17 protein-coding genes are annotated in these 19,462 nt (G+C 60.5%); 11 read left to right on the forward strand and 6 right to left on the reverse strand.

The genetic code is table 11. From position 1 onward, the window contains the following. Positions 1–12: 12 nt before the first annotated feature. The 4 genes from HMPREF2692_RS10155 (at position 13) to HMPREF2692_RS10170 (ending at position 5,387) form a co-directional block, all read left to right on the forward strand. Positions 13–351: a P-II family nitrogen regulator gene (locus HMPREF2692_RS10155; protein WP_062038390.1), complete on the forward strand. Its 339-nt coding sequence runs from the start codon at positions 13–15 to the stop codon at positions 349–351. Then, positions 352–2,463: a [protein-PII] uridylyltransferase gene (locus HMPREF2692_RS10160; protein WP_070823545.1), complete on the forward strand. Its 2,112-nt coding sequence runs from the start codon at positions 352–354 to the stop codon at positions 2,461–2,463. A 49-nt stretch (positions 2,464–2,512) separates the two neighbouring features. Next, positions 2,513–4,162 carry a signal recognition particle protein gene (gene ffh / locus HMPREF2692_RS10165; protein WP_070823546.1) on the forward strand — a complete coding sequence of 550 codons (1,650 nt, stop codon included), beginning with the start codon at positions 2,513–2,515 and terminating at the stop codon, positions 4,160–4,162. Between the two features lie 82 nt (positions 4,163–4,244). After that, positions 4,245–5,387 carry a TIGR04053 family radical SAM/SPASM domain-containing protein gene (locus HMPREF2692_RS10170; RefSeq protein WP_070823548.1) on the forward strand — a complete coding sequence of 381 codons (1,143 nt, stop codon included), beginning with the start codon at positions 4,245–4,247 and terminating at the stop codon, positions 5,385–5,387. Positions 5,388–5,457: 70 nt separating this feature from the next. On the opposite strand, the gene HMPREF2692_RS10175 is transcribed toward HMPREF2692_RS10170, so the two are convergent. Then, positions 5,458–7,734 carry an acyltransferase family protein gene (locus HMPREF2692_RS10175; RefSeq protein ID WP_070823550.1) on the reverse strand — a complete coding sequence of 759 codons (2,277 nt, stop codon included), beginning with the start codon at positions 7,732–7,734 and terminating at the stop codon, positions 5,458–5,460. Between the two features lie 457 nt (positions 7,735–8,191). Between HMPREF2692_RS10175 and rpsP the strand changes: the two genes are divergently transcribed. Continuing rightward, entirely contained in the window at positions 8,192–8,698 is a 507-nt protein-coding gene (rpsP, locus tag HMPREF2692_RS10180; RefSeq protein ID WP_062038405.1) for a 30S ribosomal protein S16, read from the forward strand. Between the two features lie 105 nt (positions 8,699–8,803). Here rpsP and HMPREF2692_RS10185 read toward each other — a convergent pair whose 3' ends face one another. Continuing rightward, on the reverse strand, positions 8,804–9,520 hold the full coding sequence (locus HMPREF2692_RS10185; RefSeq protein WP_070823551.1) for a TetR/AcrR family transcriptional regulator: 717 nt from the start codon (positions 9,518–9,520) through the stop codon (positions 8,804–8,806). Between the two features lie 23 nt (positions 9,521–9,543). Further along, positions 9,544–9,954 carry a cupin domain-containing protein gene (locus HMPREF2692_RS10190; RefSeq protein WP_061923256.1) on the reverse strand — a complete coding sequence of 137 codons (411 nt, stop codon included), beginning with the start codon at positions 9,952–9,954 and terminating at the stop codon, positions 9,544–9,546. Between the two features lie 146 nt (positions 9,955–10,100). Here HMPREF2692_RS10190 and rimM point away from each other — a divergent pair, with 146 nt between their 5' ends. The 6 genes from rimM (at position 10,101) to HMPREF2692_RS10220 (ending at position 17,332) form a co-directional block, all read left to right on the forward strand. Beyond that, a complete protein-coding gene (rimM, locus tag HMPREF2692_RS10195) occupies positions 10,101–10,601 on the forward strand; it encodes a ribosome maturation factor RimM (RefSeq protein ID WP_061923255.1) in 501 nt (166 codons plus the stop codon). After that, positions 10,598–11,464, forward strand: a complete 867-nt coding sequence (gene trmD, locus HMPREF2692_RS10200) for a tRNA (guanosine(37)-N1)-methyltransferase TrmD (protein ID WP_061923254.1) — start codon at positions 10,598–10,600, stop codon at positions 11,462–11,464. The genes rimM and trmD overlap by 4 nt, the downstream gene beginning before the upstream one ends. Next, a complete protein-coding gene (locus tag HMPREF2692_RS10205; RefSeq protein WP_061923253.1) occupies positions 11,454–11,816 on the forward strand; it encodes a hypothetical protein in 363 nt (120 codons plus the stop codon). The genes trmD and HMPREF2692_RS10205 overlap by 11 nt, the downstream gene beginning before the upstream one ends. Before the next feature lie 202 nt (positions 11,817–12,018). Further along, complete coding sequence (locus HMPREF2692_RS10210) at positions 12,019–12,594, forward strand: hypothetical protein (RefSeq protein ID WP_070823554.1); 576 nt, start codon at positions 12,019–12,021, stop codon at positions 12,592–12,594. 183 nt (positions 12,595–12,777) lie between these two features. Next, entirely contained in the window at positions 12,778–15,108 is a 2,331-nt protein-coding gene (locus HMPREF2692_RS10215) for a Tex family protein (protein ID WP_070823556.1), read from the forward strand. Positions 15,109–15,226: 118 nt separating this feature from the next. Further along, a complete protein-coding gene (locus HMPREF2692_RS10220; RefSeq protein ID WP_070456702.1) occupies positions 15,227–17,332 on the forward strand; it encodes a YhgE/Pip family protein in 2,106 nt (701 codons plus the stop codon). A 14-nt stretch (positions 17,333–17,346) separates the two neighbouring features. Here HMPREF2692_RS10220 and HMPREF2692_RS10225 read toward each other — a convergent pair whose 3' ends face one another. The 3 genes from HMPREF2692_RS10225 to thiS are packed head-to-tail and all read right to left on the reverse strand — an operon-like array spanning position 17,347 to position 19,446. After that, on the reverse strand, positions 17,347–18,465 hold the full coding sequence (locus tag HMPREF2692_RS10225) for a ThiF family adenylyltransferase (RefSeq protein ID WP_070497193.1): 1,119 nt from the start codon (positions 18,463–18,465) through the stop codon (positions 17,347–17,349). After that, positions 18,465–19,244, reverse strand: coding sequence for a thiazole synthase (locus tag HMPREF2692_RS10230; protein ID WP_070823557.1), 780 nt, complete (start codon positions 19,242–19,244; stop codon positions 18,465–18,467). Before HMPREF2692_RS10230 ends, HMPREF2692_RS10225 begins: the two co-directional genes overlap by 1 nt. A 4-nt stretch (positions 19,245–19,248) precedes the next feature. Continuing rightward, positions 19,249–19,446: a sulfur carrier protein ThiS gene (thiS, locus tag HMPREF2692_RS10235; RefSeq protein ID WP_070456393.1), complete on the reverse strand. Its 198-nt coding sequence runs from the start codon at positions 19,444–19,446 to the stop codon at positions 19,249–19,251. Positions 19,447–19,462: the final 16 nt, after the last annotated feature.

Below are 19,462 nucleotides of genomic sequence, written 5' to 3' on the forward strand. Positions count from 1 at the left end.
AAGGAGTAGGACATGAAACTCATCACCGCTGTTGTAAAGCCTTTTACGCTGCCGGATATTCGCGAGGCATTGGAACAGCTTGAGGTTCATGGTCTCACCGTGACTGAAACGCAGGGCTTTGGCCAGCAGCGCGGACACAGCGAGGTCTACCGCGGCGCCGAGTACGCCACCGACTTCGTCCCGAAGGTCAAGCTGGAGGTCGTTGTTAATGACGCAGCGGTAGAAGAGACCATCAACGCCATCGTTGAGGCTGCCTACACCGGCAAGATCGGTGACGGCAAGCTGTGGGTAACCCCAGTCGAGGACGTCATCCGCGTGCGCACCGGCGAGCGCGGCGAGGCTGCTGTCTAAATGGACAAAGCCGCGCAGTTGCGCGCAGAAGCTTTCGATGCGGCAGAAGCATTGATTAAGACCCTGGAGCTGCCGGAGGGCACCGCCCTCGCAGCGACGGGGTCTTTTGCGCGCCGCGAGATGACAAAGTATTCCGATCTGGATCTGCTGTTGATTCATCCAGAGGGGATGGTGTTAGACGAGCAGGCGGTGGCCAACATTTGGTATCCCATCTGGCAGGCGGGGTATCACCTGGATTATGCCCTGCGTACCCCGGGCGAGTGCGCGGAGATAGCCGGCACGGATCCGGCGGCGGGTTTTGCGCAGCTGGATCTGTCTTTTGTGGCGGGTAGCAAGGCGCTTGTCGACGAAGCCCGCGCCAAGCTTCTATCCCAGTGGCGGGTGTTGCTGCAAAAGCATTTCGATTCTTTCGTCAGCACCGCAATTGCGCGCTGGCGGCGTTCGGGCACGTTGGCCACGATGGCGAATCCGGACATTAAAAACGGGCGGGGCGGCCTGCGCGATATCCAGTTCATTAGGGCCCTGGCCTTGGGCAATCTTGCCGACGCCCCGCGGCTGGATGCCGAGCGTGACCTGCTGCTCGATGTCCGCAGCCTTTTGCATATGCATGCCCATCGTCACCGCGACCTTTTGGACCCTGAATTCGCCGCGGAGATCGCTGACGAGCTGGGGTTTGCGGACCGTTACGAGCTTTCGGCCGCGGTGGTGCGCGCGGCGTCGACAGTCGATAGGGCGATGGAGCGCGCGCTTGCCACGGCCCGCGGCGTCGTGGGCAAAAGGCAACGGGACCGTTCGCGCAAGCCTTTGGACCTGGGCGTCGTCGATAGTGGCGGCTACGTGACGCTGGCGCGCAACGCCGACCTGCAAGACCCCGGGCTAGGGCTGCGCGTGGCGGCGGCGTCGGCGCGCACGAGCCGGCCCATCGAGCCAGGCGTGTGGAAGCTGCTGGCTAACGCGCCTGCGCTTCCGGAGCGTTGGAATACCGCGATAACCGACGCCTTCTTTACCATCTTGTCTTCGCCCACCGACACGCCACGGCTCATTGAGGAGCTTGACGAAGTGGGACTGTGGGAGACTCTGGTGCCGGAATGGGGGCACATCCGCGGGATGCTGCCGCGGGAGCGCAGCCACGCGCACACCGTGGATTATCACACCATGCTGACCGTGGCGCGCTGCGCGGAGGTGCGTACCACGGTCGCGCGTCCGGACTTGTTGTTGCTAGCGGCGCTGTACCACGACATCGGCAAGGGCTATGGCCGCCCGCATTCCGCCGTAGGCGCGGAAATGGTGACCAAGGCCGCGGCAAAAATGCGGCTGAGCCTTGCGGATCGTTCGCGTGTGCAGACGCTTGTGGCAGAGCACACAACCTTGGCCAAACTGGTCTCCCGCATGGACCCGGAATCGGACGCGGCTCGGGATAAGTTGCTGGCGGCGGTGCATTATGACCACCTGACGCTTTCGCTGTTGCTGGTCTTGGCACGCGCGGACGCTTTATCGACTGGCCCCAACGTGTGGAATCCGCGCCTGGAGGCGGGCATTCGGGTGCTGTCTTCGCGCGCCTTTGCGCAGCTGGAGGCGCTGGCACCTACGAAGCCGGTGGTGTATGCGGAAAAGGAGATTGCGCTCAAGGCGAACTATGAGGAACGCACCCTGACGGTTTCGTGGCGGGGCAAATATCAGCGCGAGGTCATCCGCCCGCTGGCGCTGATTGCGGCGTTGGGGTGGACCATCGAGTCCTCCCGCATGGGCAGGGTAAGTGACGCGCAAGGCGAGGGCTTTGCTGCTGAATTCGACGTGCGTACCGTAGCGGAGAGCTTCGATGCGGCGGCCGATGAGGCGCGTTTCATCCAGTCCTATAAATCTGGCGTGTACACCATGCTTCCGGAGATTGATGGCGCGCCCACAACGGCGATGTGGACGGGAAGCATCTTCGAGGTGCGTACGGGCGAGCGTACGGGTGTGCTTGGACATGTCATCGCCAAGCTTCCCGATTGCGAATGGATTACGAGCTACGTTCCGGGCGCAACGATGGTGCTGCACGCCAAACCGCTAGGCGATGTCGCGCGCGCGACATTGGTCAGGAATGTGACCGAAGCGCTAGTCAGCGGCTAAGCTGGGGGAGTTAAAAAATTACTCGAGATTGTTTAGGGAGCACTCACTCGTGTTTGAGTCACTGTCCGATCGCTTGCAAACTGCCTTGTCGGGCCTGCGTGGCAAGGGCAAGCTGACCGAGGCCGACATCAATGCCACCGCGCGCGAGATTCGCCTTGCGCTGCTGGAAGCTGACGTCTCGCTGACCGTAGTCCGCGCGTTCATCAAGCGTATTAAGGAGCGCGCTGCCGGTGCAGAGGTCTCTGAGGCGCTGAACCCGGCGCAGCAGGTTGTCAAGATTGTCAACGAGGAACTCGTTGACGTCCTGGGTGGCGAGACCCGCCGCCTGCAGCTGGCAAAGAACCCGCCTACGGTCATCATGTTGGCTGGTCTGCAGGGCGCTGGTAAGACCACCTTGGCCGGTAAGCTGTCCAAGCACCTGGCCAAGCAGGGGCATACGCCGATGCTGGTGGCCTGTGACTTGCAGCGTCCGGGCGCGGTCCAGCAGCTGCAGATTGTTGGTGAGCGCGCGGAGGTGCAGGTCTTTGCTCCGGACCCAGGTACCTCCATCGACTCCAACGATCACGAGATGGGTACCTCCCACGGTGACCCAGTCGCCGTCGCCCAGGCCGGCATCGAGGAAGCTAAGCGGACCCAGCACGACATCGTGATTATCGATACCGCGGGCCGCCTCGGCATCGATGAGACCTTGATGACGCAGGCACGCAACATTCGCGAAGCTGTGAACCCGGACGAGGTCCTCTTTGTCATCGATTCCATGATCGGTCAGGACGCGGTGCAGACCGCCGAGGCCTTCCGTGACGGCGTTGATTTCACCGGCGTCGTGCTGACCAAGCTCGATGGCGATGCCCGCGGTGGTGCGGCGCTGTCCATCCGTGAGGTTACCGGCAAGCCGATCATGTTTGCCTCCACCGGTGAGAAGCTCGAGGACTTCGACGTCTTCCACCCGGAGCGCATGGCTTCGCGCATCCTGGGCATGGGTGACCTTCTCTCGCTGATTGAGCAGGCTGAGGCCACCCTGGACCACCAGAAGGCAGAGGAAGCTGCCGCCAAGCTGGGCACCGGTGAGCTAACGCTCAACGACTTCTTGGACCAGATGCTGATGATCCGCCGCATGGGCCCGATTGGCAATCTGCTGAAGATGATGCCGGGCGGCAAGCAGATGAACAAGATGGCGGAAATGGTCGATGAGAAGCAGCTCGACCGCATCCAGGCCATCATCCGCGGTATGACCCCGCAAGAGCGTGAGAATCCGAAGATCCTTAACGCCTCGCGCCGTAAGCGTATTGCAAACGGTTCTGGCGTTTCCGTCTCCGAGGTCAACCAGCTCATCGAGCGCTTCAACGAGGCGAAGAAGATGATGTCCAAGATGGCCGGCCAGTTTGGCATGGGCCCGGGCATGGGGCGCTCTGCCACCAAGAAGAAGCGGAAGGGGCGCAAGGGCAAGAACGGCAAGCGCAAGGCCCCGAAGAACCGTCCAGGCGGCGGCATGCCAGGTATGCCAGGCGGTATGCCGGGAATGCCAGGCGGTATGCCGGGAATGCCAGGCGGCATGCCTTCCATGGAGGAGCTGCAGAAGCTGCAGGAGCAGATGGGCGGCGGCGGAATGCCAGGCATGCCAGGGGGTATGCCTAAGATGCCGAAGGGCATGGAAAACATCGACTTGAACAACCTGGACTTTGGCCAGGGCAAGAAGTAGTCGGGCCTAGAAGAGGCGAGGGAACTCCTCGCCTCTTTTTCGCGTTTTGGAGGCGTGTTTTTCTACGGCTAAAGTTGTATTTATGAAGCCGACTCCAGCCGTTCGCCAAGTTCGCCACGACATCAACGCCAAGCCTTTCATCGCAATCTGGGAGGTGACGCGCGCGTGCCAGCTGGTGTGCCAACATTGCCGCGCCGATGCGCAGCATGAGCCAGCGCCAGGGCAGCTGAGCACGCAGCAGGGCAAGGCGCTATTGGATTCTATCGCGAGCTATGAGAAGCCGCGTCCCATTGTGGTGCTCACAGGTGGCGATCCTTTTGAGCGTGGCGACCTCGAGGAGCTGACGGAGTACGGCACCTCGCTGGGGCTAAACATCTCACTTTCGCCTTCGGTCACACCGCGTCTTACTCGCGAGCGCCTAGAGGGCCTGCGGGCCGCGGGTGGCTCGGCGTTGTCGCTTTCGCTCGACGGCGCGACGGCCAAGACCCACGATTATTTTCGCGGCTTTTCCGGCATCTTTCACCAGACCATCGAGATGGCGGAGGTGGTCACGGACGTGGGCTACCGCCTGCAGATCAACTCCACGATCACCAAGAACAACGTTTATGAGGCGCCGCAGCTGCTCAAGCGTGTCATCGACATGGGAGCAAAGCTGTGGAGCGTGTTCTTCCTGGTGCCAACTGGTCGTGGAACGGGTCTCGAGGCGCTGACTCCGCACGAGCGCGAGGACGCTATGCACTGGCTGCACGATGTTTCGAATCGCGTGGCAATCAAGACCACTGAAGGCCCGCAGTATCGCCGCATCGTGCTGGAGGCACAGCAGGGCAAGGAATACGTCGGGGGAGAGCTCTACCGCTATCTCACCGAAGAGACCGAGCGGGTGCTCGGGCCTGCCGACGCCGCGCATACCCGCCGCCCGCGCCCGCCCATGGCGATTAACGCAGGCTCCGGCTTCGTGTTCATCGACCACCTCGGCGATGTTTATCCCAACGGCTTCCTGCCGATGCACTGCGGCAACGTCAAAGACATTCCGCTGCCCGAAATCTATGCCAATTCGCCTGTCTTTAAGAAGTTGCGCGACCCCGCCCAGTGGTCGGGCAAGTGCTCCGTGTGCGAGTACGCCACCGTCTGCGGCGGTTCCCGCTCGACCGCGTTCGCAATGACGGGTGATCCGCTAGCTTCCGACCCGACGTGCGCATACGTGCCCGCGGCGTGGGTCAAATAGCAGAAAGCGTGGTGCCATCTGGCACCACGCTTTCTTTGCTCTAGGGTGAGGAAATTAAGTAATCCGCGACTTAGACTGCGTCGTTGTCGGTCAGATACGGGTAGGGGACCGGCTGGGCATTGGAGGCCGTGGCCGTGGAATCGGCCGGTGCTGACGGCGTGGTCGGTGCGGTTGAGGTCGGCATGTTAGCAGGCGTCTTAGGCGGTGCCTGCTTTACTTTTTTGCCGGCCAGGAACGGCTCGATGGCCTCGCGCAGCATTGGCATTGCGGACTCCGCGAAGGCGTTGCTGATGTGGTGCATATCGCGGTAGACCATCGTGTTGCCGATGACCACCGGGCAGTCGCCATTTTTGTCACAGAACCAGGAAGAGGTATCCAGCGACAGCATGTTGTCGTATTGGGACAGGATTTCCGCGCCTGGATCGACCGGTGCGTAGACCTTGTCGAAGGTCATGCCGCAGCCCTTCTCGTCCTCGGTGGCGACATAGCACTCGTCGAACTCGCGGCCCTTGCCAGCATCGTCAAAGCCCCACGGGTTATCGCGCAGGCCCATAAATGGAATCTTGGCGTTTGCCAATTGCTTCCAGAACTCGGCGTAGCCTGCCGGGACGTAGTCTGGGCCTTCGCCCAGCGGGCCGGATGGGCGAGTGGTATTCGAGATGACCAGCGCCGGATCCGCATCCAGGATGCGCTCGGTGACCATCTCGCCCCACTCGTGGCATTCAGGGGTAACGGTCAGGTCTTCGCCAAGTTCAATCGGGCAACCCTGACGCAGCATTGGGATGATCTTGAAGTGCATCTCACGGCCCAGGCGGTCCAAGCCGGACATCCACTGTTCCGCGTGGGAGCCACCGACGACGTAGACCTCGGTCTTTGACTCACGGTCGCCCCACTCACATGGAGTGCCGTCGCGGCGGGCATCCGGCAGGTAATCCGCCGGCATGTCCTGCCCAATAAAGCAATAGGCCACTGCGGTTGGCGGCATGAGGCCGCCAACGAGGATCGGGTCCGGCTTGTACTCTACGTCCTTCGGCACCGGCTTATTTAGTGCGAGGGCCGTGGCACCTGGGTAGAGCTTCGGGTCGAGGTTCTCCGCATTCTCGGAGTAGATGGTGTTCATCCACAGCGGCTGAATGGAAAGCAAACCGACAACGCAGGCGCCCACGACGACGCCGCCTACTGCTCGGAATGCGCCAGCGCGCTGCTTCATTGAGGCAATTGCGCTATTGACCGGCATATCGTCCGCCGTCGGGCGCTTGCGGGCCTGGCGCAGCGGCTTCTCCAAGAAGCGGTGGGTAAGATCTGCCAGCACCAGGGAGATGGCGATGATAATGATGCCCAGCCACCATGGAGGGGTCTCCAGCTCGAGGGCCTTGGTGGACAAAATCAGAAGCGGCCAGTGCCAGAGGTAGAGCGGGTAGGCGACGTCGCCAAGCCAACGCGCCTTTTTTGAAGCCATGTGGCGGGAGATGGAACCGCCGCCGCCCAAGATGATGAGCACCGCACCACCCAACGGCAGCAGGGAGAGCGGGCCTGGATAAGCCGTGGTCTCAGCGATGATAGCGCCGGTAAACGCTAGGCACACCAGGCCGAGGCCAGTAAACAGGTTGGAAAAACGGTTAGAAATATTCCACTTCGTACCGTAAATAGCTAAAACCGCACCCAGGGTCAGCTCCCATGCGCGCGACCACGTGGAGTAGTAGTTCGCGGCCGTGCCGTAGAGGCCATCGCGGGAAGCATAGGCAAAGGACGCGACGGTAACGACGATAAGGATAGGGCCAGCAATCTGGTTGACGGTGGGGAAGCGCACCTGCTTGAGGCGCTTCGGGTCCGGCGCTGGGCGCAGTTTCATGATGGCTGCCAGAATCAGCGCAAAGGCGATGCCCATGATGTAGAACTGACCCTGTACAGCCATGGACCACATGTGCTGCAGAGGGGAGGTGCTAGCAGAAGCTGCGGTGTAGTCCGCGTTTTGGCGGGCTAGCTCCCAGTTCTGGAAATACAGCATCGTGGCCGTGATTTGCTGGGCGAGCTCTGTGCGCATCAGTTCCGGAGTAAAAATGCGAACCAAGATATAGGTGACGCCGATGACCAATACGAGGCTGGGAACGAGGCGTCGCAAAGTGCGCCAGATTGGCCACCATGGATTCAAAGAAGCATTAGGCTTGGCCGCGTAACGCAGCTGGGAGCCTAAGAAGAAGTAGCCCGAAAGCAAAAGGAACACGTCCACGCCGCCCGAAACTCGGCCGACGAAGACGTGATAAATGACCACGAGTGCGATGGCGATGCCGCGCAGACCATCGAGGTCATAGCGGTAACGGAAGCTGCGTGGTGAATTTTCAGTCATAATTTCTCTCAGCAGGCCAATTAAGGCATACGTCTGTCCCCTAAAAGGTTTTGCCTCAAGGGGAAGTGTTTGGAAGTAAATAAGGGCAAACTGGCCTGAAAGGTGTCTAGGTTAGCGTCAAATAGGGTACTCGCTCGGGCCGCGCTGTTCATAACGCCACGGGCAATGCCGCCGAAGATTGCATAAAAGTCCTAGGAAAAGTGCCACCAGAGTTCTCCGTGGGAGGATTTCCGTTTTGGGGCGTCTGCCGCTAATATAGTCGGGGTTGTCTATAGGTAGTTGGTTCTATAGATGGACGACACTAGATAGACAACACTGCAAACTTAACATTCTGCGTAACGCCGTATACCGCCTACGGACGGCCGGCACGTCACGCGCAGGGTAAATCCAAGAGCTGAACCGGCGTGGTTTGAATCCACGCGTCTGAACTGCTCGGTGACTAGAAAAGGAGCCAATCATGGCTGTCAAGATCAAGCTGCAGCGTATGGGTAAGATCCGCAACGCTGAGTACCGCGTCATCATCGCTGATGCACGCACCCGCCGTTCCGGCAAGGCTATCGAGAACATCGGCATCTACCAGCCGAAGCAGGAGCCTTCCCTCATCCAGATCGATTCCGAGCGCGCACAGTACTGGCTGGGCGTCGGCGCACAGCCGACCGAGCCGGTTCTCGCACTGCTGAAGGTTACCGGTGACTGGCAGAAGTTCAAGGGCCTGCCAGGTGCTGAGGGCACCCTGAAGGTTGCTGAGGAGAAGCCTTCCAAGCTGGAGCTGTTCAACGCTGCACTGGCTGAGGCCAACAACGGCCCGACCATCGAGGCTATTACCGAAAAGAAGAAGAAGGCCAAGGAAGAGGCAGAGGCTAAGGCTGCTGCTGAGAAGGCTGCAGAAGAAGCTGCTGCCGCTGAGGCTGCCGCTGCAGAGTCCGAGGAGTCCGCTGAGGCTTCTGAGGAGTCCGCAGAGTAATCTCGCCGCGCTTTTGCGTAACTAGATCTTCTAATCAGATCTTCTAAAGGGCGCCTGTTACCTCCCGTAAAGGGGAACGGTAACAGGCGCCCTTTGCTTCCTTTGCTATTGCGCTTCCGGGCGCACGCTGCCTGGGTAGTTGCGATAAGGATTTTCCGGATTCTTAAAATCGGTGCCGCGGATGGAGGCGGCGAAGACGGATTTGGCGATGTCGAGCTTCATTTGCTCCGGCAGCGCGCTGAGGTGACCGCTGGTGGCGAGTACCGAAAAGCCGTGCACCGTGGCCCAAGCAGCAAGCGCGTTGACGGGAAAGTGCGTGTAATCCGCTGTGCCATCGGTGTCTATCGCGTGCTTGGCCAGTAGGTGATAGAAGCGGTGCAGCGTAGACGAGTGGCCGTCGGAAGCGCCCATGTCTAGATCGTCGTTGAATGCCCGCGGGTAATTAAAGCCGCGTCCAGACAAGATGCATTGGAAGAAGCCGTTTTCGTCCAAAGCGAAGCGGAGGTAAGCCATTGCGGTGTGCATGAGCTGCTCGACGTGAATGGGACCTGGATTTTCTTCCTGCGCGGCGAAGTCCTCGGCCTCGATCAGCGCGGCGTCGAGGCGCTTGAGGAGCTCATCAATCGAGGCGTCGGCAACCGCGCGTAGCAGTTCCTCCTGATCCGTGAAGTGGCGGTACGCTGAGGTGGGGGACACACCAATGGCGCGCGTGACTGCACGAATGCTCACCGCGTCAGGCCCATGCTTTCGGCCGAGCTCTACTGCTACACGCAACATCTCCGCGCGCAGATTTCCGTGATGATATGGCTTGGGGGGACTCATGATTTGGCTATGCTATCACCGTCTTAAGCGCTTACTATTGTTTCTCCTGTCAACATTGTGAGCAGCATAATTGCCGGTGAATCGCCGTCAGATTCCACCGCGTCAACCCGGTGTGGAACATAGGCCGGAAGGTGGATGATCTGGCCTGGCCGGAGGAGGACTTCTTTGCCTCCACACGTAAACAAGACTTCTCCGCGCAACGTTTGTACGGTAATCGGATGTGCAGCCTTGTGATCCGGCAAACTTTGGCCCGCGTTAAAGGTGAATAGGATGAGGTTGCCGCCATCGGCGCTTAACACGCGTTTGACGGCCGGGCGTGGGCGCTGCGCGTTCGGCTCCGGCGCCTCCGCCAGGAGGTCCAGGTTGAGCATTTTCTCGCCGTGATGGCTGGCATTGCCGAAGGTGGTTACGTCATTGATTGGAAGCTCTGCCACGGGCCTATCTGTCTTGGGCTTCTCCTTTATCTAAAGGCGGTGGTTTCATTCTCAACGTTACCCAAAAACATCAGATTTAATAAGACTCAAGCCGTATAAAATATTGTAGTTCGTGCCGTCAGTTGGAAGCGATTAAAGTTGAGCAAATGGAACTAATGATCGGCCGTGTCATCAAATCGCACGGAATCAAAGGCGAGCTGAGCGTCGAAGCCACCACCGACGAGCCCGAAATCCGCTTCGCGGTGGGCGAAGTGCTCCATGGCCGCCAGGGAAAGAAGGAACACGATCTCACCGTCAAGGCAGTGCGCGCGCACAAGGGCCGCCTGCTCATTACCTTCGAGGAAGTAAAAGACCGAACCGCAGCCGATAGCCTGCGCGGCACCCAATTTTTTGCGCCGCCACTGGATAACCCAGACGACGAAGGTTTCTACGACCACGAGCTCGAGGGTCTGCGCGTCATCCACGAGGGGGCCGACATCGGTGAAGTCGCCGGAATTACCCATGGGCCAACCCAGTCCTTGCTAGAGGTGCGATTGGAATCTGGCAAGGAAGCCTTGATTCCCTTCGTTGAAGAAATCGTTCCCGAGGTCGATCTTGAGGAAGGCACCTGCACGATTACGCCACCGGAAGGATTGCTAGAGCTGTGAGGCTAGACGTCGTCACAATTTTCCCTGAATACCTAGACCCGCTGCGCCATGCTCTGCTGGGCAAGGCCATCGAACAAGGCAAGCTTTCGGTGGGCGTGCACGATCTGCGCGGCTGGGCCACCGATACACATAAGTCGGTGGATGATTCGCCCTTCGGTGGCGGCCCCGGCATGGTGATGAAGCCGGAGGTCTGGGGCCCTGCGCTTGACGATGTCGCCAGTGGCGCCGCGCGCACCACGGACCTGGAATCCTCGCTCCCGCACCTGAACAAACCGCGCCACGACGACGTCGAGGGTGTGGAGGCCACCGGCTACGAGCGGTCGGTAGGGGAGGACGGCGTTGCCGAGGATCCGTCCTTGCCGCTGCTGATCGTGCCGACCCCCGCGGGTAAACCTTTTAGCCAAGCAGACGCGCGCGAGTGGTCCAACGAGGAACACATCGTCTTTGCCTGTGGCCGCTACGAGGGCATCGACCAGCGCGTCATCGACGATGCAGCGCAGCGCTACCGCGTACGCGAGGTCTCCATTGGTGACTACGTGTTGATCGGCGGGGAAGTGGCGGTGCTCGTCATGGCCGAGGCCATCGTGCGCCTCATCCCAGGAGTGCTGGGCAACAAGCGCTCTCATGAGGAAGATTCATTCTCCGATGGTTTGCTGGAGGGGCCGAGCTACACCAAACCACGCGAGTGGCGTGGGCTGGCCGTGCCTGAGGTGCTGACCTCTGGAAACCACGCGCTCGTGGATAAGTGGCGCCGCGAGCAATCCCTGCGCCGCACCTTTGAACGCCGCCCCGAGCTATTGGACGGCGTGGAGCTCGATAAAGCCGACCGCAAGTACTTGGAGCAGCTACGCAATGGAAGTTAGTACCGATCTATCTATTTTGATGACGGAGAAAGAATGGAATGACATTCTCACCCGCATGCCGCAGCAGCTGGCAGAAGGTGGCTATGAGCCGGCGAATATCAGCGCGGAGGTCATCTCCTTTACCTGCGAGCCAGACAACATCTTGGTCAACGAGTACATGTCCAAGCACGGCAGCGCACCAGTAGGCGAGAGCGTGTGGCGCGTCATCGTCAACGGCAGCTCTGACCTGCCCTTGCATAAGGTCACCGCGGCGGTGGTGGACTGTTTGCCGCCGCACACGCTGTGGTACGGGACCTCTGAGATCGGTCACACCGAGTTCGGGTTGGGCACCGCCTGCGCGTGGCAACCATAAATCTTTAGGTAGTAACTTCGGCGACGAAAATGGGGAACCTCGCCCTCTGATTAGTTGCTGCAGAATCATCTTGTGAGCTGCGGAAAAAGGAATGTTCCCCGGATTCAATCGTCGTTGGCAGCGCCCGTCTTAGCATGAGGTCATCAAAAGGAAGTCTCCTTACTTCCTTCTCTCTTTACTCGATACAAGGCAGGTGCACCGCATGTCCATCCCCAATACTTTCCCTCCGGTCAACAACGTCGCTGGTTTCACCGATCCGGCAGATAGCTACGTGGCACCCACAGAGCAGCGCGGCGGGATATCGACCGGCTTGACGGTGGCTATTACGGCCATCGTTGGTCTTTGCTTGGCTGCAATCGTGGCGGGCGTCATGGCGTTCATGGGCAAAAGTGGCGGCTCTGATGCTGCTGGTGCGGCCTCCCCAGCACTCGTCTCCCCTGCGCAGGAGGCCGCCCCAGTAACTGTCACTGAGCAGCGCCCGGCCACCGTGACCGCGCAGTCGCCAGAACCCGTCGTACCCGTTGAGCGCGTTGCACAAGCTCCGTCCTACTCCTCTGGATACTCCAGCTATCGAGCGCTCACCGGCAACACCTCGCAAAGCTTTGCGGCAAATGTTTATTCATCTTTTGTAAGCAACTACGCTGCGACCGGCTCCTCGAACGCAACGCTGACGGTTTATTCTCCGGTTACCGGCGGCAACTACGACATGTACTGCTCCGGCACGTCCTCCTCTGTCCGCTGTTCTGGAGGCGACAACGCAGCAGTTCTCATCTACTAGCACTCTGCGAGCACGTCAAAGCGTTTTCGCTTCCTGGACGAGTCGCCCCGACACGAATGTGTTGGGGCGTTACTGCGTGAGGGGAGAGTAATTGAGGAGTTGGAGCGCTCATCGCTGGGATGAAAGGGCGGTGGGGTACCTTTGTTGAGTCCAGAAAATCAGCCACAAAGGTGAGGATTTCTTTTGAAGATTGCAGCTACCATCGCCGCAGAGATTGGTGTAAAGGAGTCTCAGGTTGAGACTGCTTTGACGCTTCTGGCGGAGGGAAACACTGTCCCATTCATCGCGCGTTACCGCAAAGAAGCCACTGGTGGTTTGGATGATTCGCAGTTGCGCACCATCGAGGAGCGCGCGACGTACCTGCGCGAATTGGAAGAGCGTAAAGAGGCAATTTTGGCGGCTATCGATGAGCAAGGAAAGCTCACCGACGAGCTGCGTGCACAGATTCTCGAGTGTGAGACCAAGGCGCGTTTGGAAGACTTGTACCTGCCATACAAGAAGCGCCGCAAGACCAAGGCCGACATCGCTCGCGAGGCCGGTCTGGAAGAGTTGACGGACAAGCTCATTGAGAACCCCACGGCCAATCCAGAAGAGATGGCGGGGCAGTTCCTGACTGAAGGATTTGAAGACACCAAGAAGGCTCTCGAGGGTGCGCGTTCCATCATCATCGACCGGTTTGCTCTCGACGCCGATCTTGTTGGTGACGTGCGCGAGCGCATGTTCAACGAGGGGACCATGGGTGCTTCCGTGGTGGCTGGCAAGGAAACCGAAGGCGCCAAGTTCAAGGACTACTTCGAGTTCTCTGAGCCTTTTGATCAGCTGCCCTCGCACCGGATTTTGGCCTTGCTGCGCGGTGAGAACGAGGGCGTTCTCCAGCTCAACTTGGATGCCGGTGAAGACGAAGTCTATGAGGGCATGATTGCCGAGCGTTTTGATCTTGCGGTCGGCGATTCCAAGTGGCTTTCCGACGCCGTGCACTGGGGCTGGCGCACGAAGCTCTACATCTCTTCTGGCCTTGATGTGCGCATGCGCCTCAAAGAAATCGCGGAGGAGGGCGCGCTCAAGGTCTTTGCCACCAACCTGCGCGACGTCTTGTTGGCGGCACCGGCGGGTCAACGCGCCACGATTGGACTGGACCCGGGCTATCGAAACGGCGTGAAGTGCGCTGTAGTTGATTCCACGGGCAAGGTTCTTGATACCGCAATTGTCTACCCGCACCAGCCACAGAACCAGTGGTCCCAAGCTGTTAGCACCTTGGCCACGTTGTGCGCTAAGCACTCGGTGGACCTTATGGCCATCGGCAACGGCACCGCTTCCCGTGAGACGGAGAAGCTGGCCAACGAGATCGCTGACATGTTGAAGCAAGCCGGCGGCCAGCGTCCGACGCCCGTCGTTGTCTCCGAGTCCGGCGCTTCGGTGTACTCGGCCTCCCAGCTGGCGGCGGAGGAATTTCCGAACATGGATGTCTCCTTGCGCGGCGCGGTCTCCATCGCACGCCGCCTGCAGGATCCGCTGGCGGAGCTGGTAAAGATCGATCCGAAGGCCATTGGCGTGGGCCAGTATCAACACGATGTCAACCAGACCTCGCTGGCGCGCACCCTCGACGGCGTGGTTGAGGATGCAGTAAACGGCGTCGGCGTTGACCTAAACACCGCATCTGTTCCGCTGCTTGAGCGCGTGGCGGGCGTGAACTCTACCATCGCGAATAACATCGTGGCCTACCGCGACGAGAACGGTTCCTTCGCATCCCGCAAGGAGCTCAAGAAGGTGCCGCGCTTGGGGCCAAAGGCTTTCGAGCAGGCAGCAGGCTTCCTGCGCATCAATGGCGGAACCGATCCGCTCGATAGCTCGGCAGTTCACCCTGAGGCCTACCCGGTGGTGGCGCGTATCGCGGAGTCCACTGGCATGGGCGTGGCGGACTTGATTGGTAATTCCCGCGTCCTGCAGAAGCTGCAGCCGGGCGACTTTGCCGATGGGACCTTTGGTATCCCGACTGTCACCGACATCATTGCCGAGCTGGACAAGCCTGGTCGCGACCCGCGTCCAGAGTTTAAGACCGCTACTTTCAAGGAAGGCGTGGACAAAGTCTCGGACCTGGTACCGGGCATGATTCTGGAGGGCACCGTCACCAACGTTGCGGCCTTCGGCGCCTTCGTGGACGTCGGAGTGCACCAGGACGGACTGGTACACGTCTCCGCGATGAGCAATAAGTTCATCTCCGATCCGCACGAGGTCGTGCGCTCCGGGCAGGTAGTAAAGGTCAAGGTCATGGAGGTTGACGTGCAGCGTCAGCGCATCGGCCTCTCGCTGCGCCTCGATGATGAACCAGGCCAGCCTGCACAACGCCAGGGTGGCGGCAAGCGTGGTGGCAACGGCGGTAGCAGCAGAGGCGGCAACACCGGCAATGGTGCCAAAGGTGGCCGTGGAGCGCGTGGCGGCCGCGGCAATTCCGGTGGACGGCCCGCCGGCGGCTCCATGGCCGATGCGCTGAAGAAGGCCGGCTTCGGCAAATAACTTTATTAAAAGTTGCTTCGTGGCGTGCTAGTGCAGCGCGGTGAGTTAGTGATAAGTTTGGTGAAACAAACAAAAGGGTGACCGCGGTCACCATACCTTCATGAGGGAGGGTTTCGCCTTGCACCAGAAACAAACGCCGTTCGACGCCACGCAGCCGGCTGCCCATGCCGTGCAGGAAACGGAAGCGAAGGGGTGGCATCGCATCCTGGACTGGCGCCCGCGTAGCGCACTCTCGCGGGTGCTGATCGTTTTCCTGCTGGTAGCGCCAGTCATCCTCGCAGCCACGATGATGTGGGCGATGTGGGACCCTTCCAAGTACATGCGGCAGATTGACTTGGCGGTGGTCAATGAGGACGCCGGCGTGGAAAAGCAGGGCAAATACGTCAACTACGGCGATCAAGTAGTAGAAGGCCTCCTGGAAACTGACTACCTGAACTTCGCCGAGATGAACGCTCAGGAGGCAAACGATGGGTTGTTAAAGGGCAAGTACCTGATGGTGGTGACCATCCCAAAGGTTTTCTCGGAGCAAGCGGTCACCATCATTAGCGATAAGCCGGTCAAACCGCAGATCCACTTCGCCAGCAACGACTATTACGGAACGAATGGCTCGGTGATTTCTTCGAGCCTGGTTCCGCAGGTGCAGACCAGCGTTGAAAACGCGATTTCCAAAAAGTATGCGGATCAAGTCATCGAGGGCATGGTCAAGCTCAGCGATGGCATTGGTACCGCGGCCGAAGGCGCAGGCCGTCTTGACGAGGGCGTGGGCAAGCTCCAGGCTGGCGGCGAGAAGGCTGTGACCGGCATCGACAAGCTGGATGCCGGAGCGGGCCAGCTCAACAACGGTGCGGGTCAGCTGCACGATGGCACTGGCCGGCTGGTCCAGGGCGTAAGCGAGCTTTCCACGGGCGCGGGTCGGCTTGACGACGGCGCGAATGAGTTGGCGACGGGCTCCGATAAGTTGCTGGAGGGCACGGGCAAGCTTGGCGAAGGCGCCAGCCAAATCGAAGGCGGCGTCGGCCAGCTCACCGGCATGCTCATCCCACTCCTGCAGCAAGCACAGTTAGTGGTGCCGAACCTCATCGGCTTGGTGGATGTGCTGCGCGGAATGGGAATGACGGCTCAGGCAGACCAGCTTTCCACTTTGCTGACGAAGCTGGATCCGGCAAATAGCAGCAACATGGTCTCCCAGCTGGAGAAGCTGCGTGATGGTACGCAGCAGCTGAATTACAACTTGTCCGACCCGAATTCCGAGTACCTAGGTGGCATGCTCAAGCTCAACCAGGGCACCCATCAGCTGGCGGAGGGAACCGGACAGCTGAAAAGCGGCGTGGGCGAGCTATCTACCGGCGCCGTGCAGCTGGATGAAGGTGCGGGACGCTTGGCAGAGGGCACCACGAGCCTTAAGGATGGTACCGGTCAGTTGAAGGGCGGCGGTGCCCAATTGAAAGACGGCATCGATAGGCTCAAGGATGGTTCGGGTCAGCTCGCCACGAAGCTGGGGGAGGGTGCTGAGAAGGCCCCGCATATTACCCAGCCCGACGCGACGGCACAGAATATGGCGGTGCCGATCAACTTCACCGAATCCAACGTCCATCCGGTGCAGACCGGCGTTAGCGCCGTCGACCCAACCAAGAAGGAAATCACGGGCGGCGTCTCGATGCTTCTGGTGCTCGTCTTTGGCTTCCTAGCCATGCTGCTGCTCGCTATGACCCTGCCTTATTATCTGCGTGGCATTTTGCCCGCATTCGCGGTGGTTAGCGGCATCAACTTCCTGTTGTTGCTGGGTATGGCGCTGATGTCCACGCTTATGGGCTGGCACCCGGCAAGCTGGCCGATGATGCTGGGAGTGCTCGCAGCAATCGCGATGGTGGGCGCTGCCACCTACCAGCTGCTGCTGGTGACCTTCGGGCGCAGGATTGGCGCCATCTTCTCGGTCGGCGTTTTTGCCATGGGAGTCATGGTCTTCGGCGGCGTGTGGCCCACGGCGGCCATCCCGGCACCGCTGCGTTTGCTGCATCCTTTGCACCCGATGACCTATGCTAAGAACGCCTTCACCCGCGCCACCGATGGCATTCATGATGGCACCTTCGCCGGCGGCATCATGGTCTTGTTCAGCGTCACCGTCTTGGCGGTAGCCGCCAGCTACCTCATCTTCCGCGCACGCCACCACGGCACCGCGCGCCTGCTGGACGAGCACAAGGTCATGGCAGCGACCACGGCTTAAGCGGCGTGCGCGAGCTAACCAAGCTCCCGGTGTAGGCGCTCCGCGCCGCCGGGGTAGCTGCGCAGCCGCAGTCCAAGCCCCGCGGCGAGCTCGCCATAGCGCAGCGCGAAACCGGCGCTGCGGCTGCCAGAATCACAAATTACCCAGACGGTGCCGCCAGCCGGAGCATCTAAGGAGCCCAGTGCTGCGCGCACCATCTCATCGCCGGCGGTGCCTGCCGCAATTTTGTGAAAAGGCAGAGCGTGCTGGCGCAAGTTCGCCGGCAGCGAGCTATAAAGCAGTGCGGACGGGTCACGGATGTCGAGGAAGCACTCCGCAGCTTCGCCAGCGCTAGCAGCAACACTGGCGTCGGAGTCGAGCTCGGCATGAGCTTCCAGTGAGGTGCATAGTGCGCGCCCAGGATCGGCGCTGACGCGGAAGCTGCGCAGGCTCGCTGGGTACGCGGTGTAGCTGGATACCTGGCCCACGGTGGTGTCGATTCCGGTGAACCAGCCAATCGCGGCGGTGGCCATCAGCCCGCCGATGACGGAGGTGGTAGCTCCCAGAACACCGGCGCTGGCGCAATCGGGAAGGGCATCGGCAGTGGGAGCGGCAGGGAAGAGGTCGCGCAAACCGCAGCCGCGGCCATCCGGTGTGTTAGTGCCTGAATGCCATAGTGCTACGTCGCCGCGAAAACCCAAGACGGTGCCCCAGACCAGCGGAGTCGAGGTTGCCTCGCAGGCGTCGGCGATGAGGTACTTCGTGTCGAAGGTATCTGTGCCGTCGATGACGAGGTCTGTGTCCTGACACAGTTGCAGTGCATTGTCTGCGCTAAATTGGGCGACTTTCGCCTCGATGTGTATCTCTGGCTGTAGTTTACGGGCGCGCCGGGCGGCGACCGCGGCTTTGGGCTGGCCCACGTCATCCACGCCGAAGAGCACCTGGCGGTGGATATTGCTCAGCGCTACCTCGTCATCGTCGATGAGCGTAATGTGCCCGATACCCGCGGCGGCCAGCTGCTGCAGGACCGGGCAGCCCAATCCGCCCGCACCCACGATGAGCACGTGCGCGCGGTTAAGAGCAACCTGCGCATCTTGGCCGATTAGCACCTGTTGGCGCGCGGTGCGGGCAGACTCGAGTTCGCTAAGGCCCACTAGAGCACCTCATCGGCCCAGCTGGCAAGGCCTTCAAAGGTTGAAGAGGCTTGGGCATGCTCGCGGCGCGGGATGCGTCCTGCCTGGCGGGCATAGTGCCCGGCGGCCACCGCATGACGCATAGCGTGGGCCATGGCCACGGGGTCTTGGCAGCGGTTGATAGCGCTGGCCAGCAGAACCCCGTCGCAGCCTAGCTCCATCGCGAGGGCGGCGTCGGAGGCGGTGCCGATGCCGGCGTCGACAAGCACGGGCACACTGGCGCGCGCGGCGATGAGCTTGATGTTATGGGGATTTAAAATACCCAGCCCCGTGCCGATCGGCGCGCCCAACGGCATCACGGCGGAAGCGCCCGCATCCTCCAAGCGCAGCGCCGCCACTGGGTCATCGCTGGTATAGGCCAAGACCGTAAACTCCTCTGCCACGAGGAGCTCGGTGGCGTCGATGGTTTCTACGACATCGGGAAGCAGCGTGTGCTCATCCGCAATGACTTCTACCTTGACCCAATTGGTGCCTAGCGCCTCGCGTGCCAGCTGCGCCGTGAGCACGGCATCGCGCGCGGTGCGGCAGCCCGCGGTATTCGGCAGCGGCTCAATGTTAAGCCGGCGCAGCAAGTCAAAGACGCTCTCGCCACCTGCCTGCGCGCTGTGGCGGCGCATCGCCACGGTGGTCAGCTGCGTGCCGGAGGCTACCAGCGCTTTTTCCAGCGCGTCCTGGCTGCTTGCGCCACCCGTTCCCATGATGAGCCGAGATTCAAAGCTCTTATCTGCGATTGTCAGCACTTTACTAGCCTCCCTGGATTGCAGTAAGAACATCGATGACCGCGCCTTCTTCGAGGCGGGTGTCTTTCCACGCCGAGCGTGGAACCACCGCGCCATTTATGGCCACCGCAGTGCCCGCCTCTGGTGCATTGACCTCGGCAATCAGTGCCGCCACTGTTGCTGCGGTGGTATCCATCTTCTGACCGTTGTAGGTGATTGTCATCGTGTTCCTTATATAT

The organism is Corynebacterium sp. HMSC036D03 (genome assembly GCF_001836185.1).
GTDB classification, from domain to species: Bacteria; Actinomycetota; Actinomycetes; order Mycobacteriales; family Mycobacteriaceae; genus Corynebacterium; species Corynebacterium simulans.

Coding starts and splice junctions, on each gene's coding strand:
- HMPREF2692_RS10205 (WP_061923253.1), top strand. CDS start 11,454: ATGGAAGTTAGTACCGATCTATCTATTTTGATGACGGAGAAAGAATGG.
- rpsP (WP_062038405.1), top strand. CDS start 8,192: ATGGCTGTCAAGATCAAGCTGCAGCGTATGGGTAAGATCCGCAACGCT.
- HMPREF2692_RS10175 (WP_070823550.1), bottom strand. CDS start 7,734: ATGACTGAAAATTCACCACGCAGCTTCCGTTACCGCTATGACCTCGAT.
- thiS (WP_070456393.1), bottom strand. CDS start 19,446: ATGACAATCACCTACAACGGTCAGAAGATGGATACCACCGCAGCAACA.
- rimM (WP_061923255.1), top strand. CDS start 10,101: ATGGAACTAATGATCGGCCGTGTCATCAAATCGCACGGAATCAAAGGC.
- HMPREF2692_RS10210 (WP_070823554.1), top strand. CDS start 12,019: ATGTCCATCCCCAATACTTTCCCTCCGGTCAACAACGTCGCTGGTTTC.
- HMPREF2692_RS10155 (WP_062038390.1), top strand. CDS start 13: ATGAAACTCATCACCGCTGTTGTAAAGCCTTTTACGCTGCCGGATATT.
- HMPREF2692_RS10160 (WP_070823545.1), top strand. CDS start 352: ATGGACAAAGCCGCGCAGTTGCGCGCAGAAGCTTTCGATGCGGCAGAA.
- HMPREF2692_RS10170 (WP_070823548.1), top strand. CDS start 4,245: ATGAAGCCGACTCCAGCCGTTCGCCAAGTTCGCCACGACATCAACGCC.
- HMPREF2692_RS10185 (WP_070823551.1), bottom strand. CDS start 9,520: ATGAGTCCCCCCAAGCCATATCATCACGGAAATCTGCGCGCGGAGATG.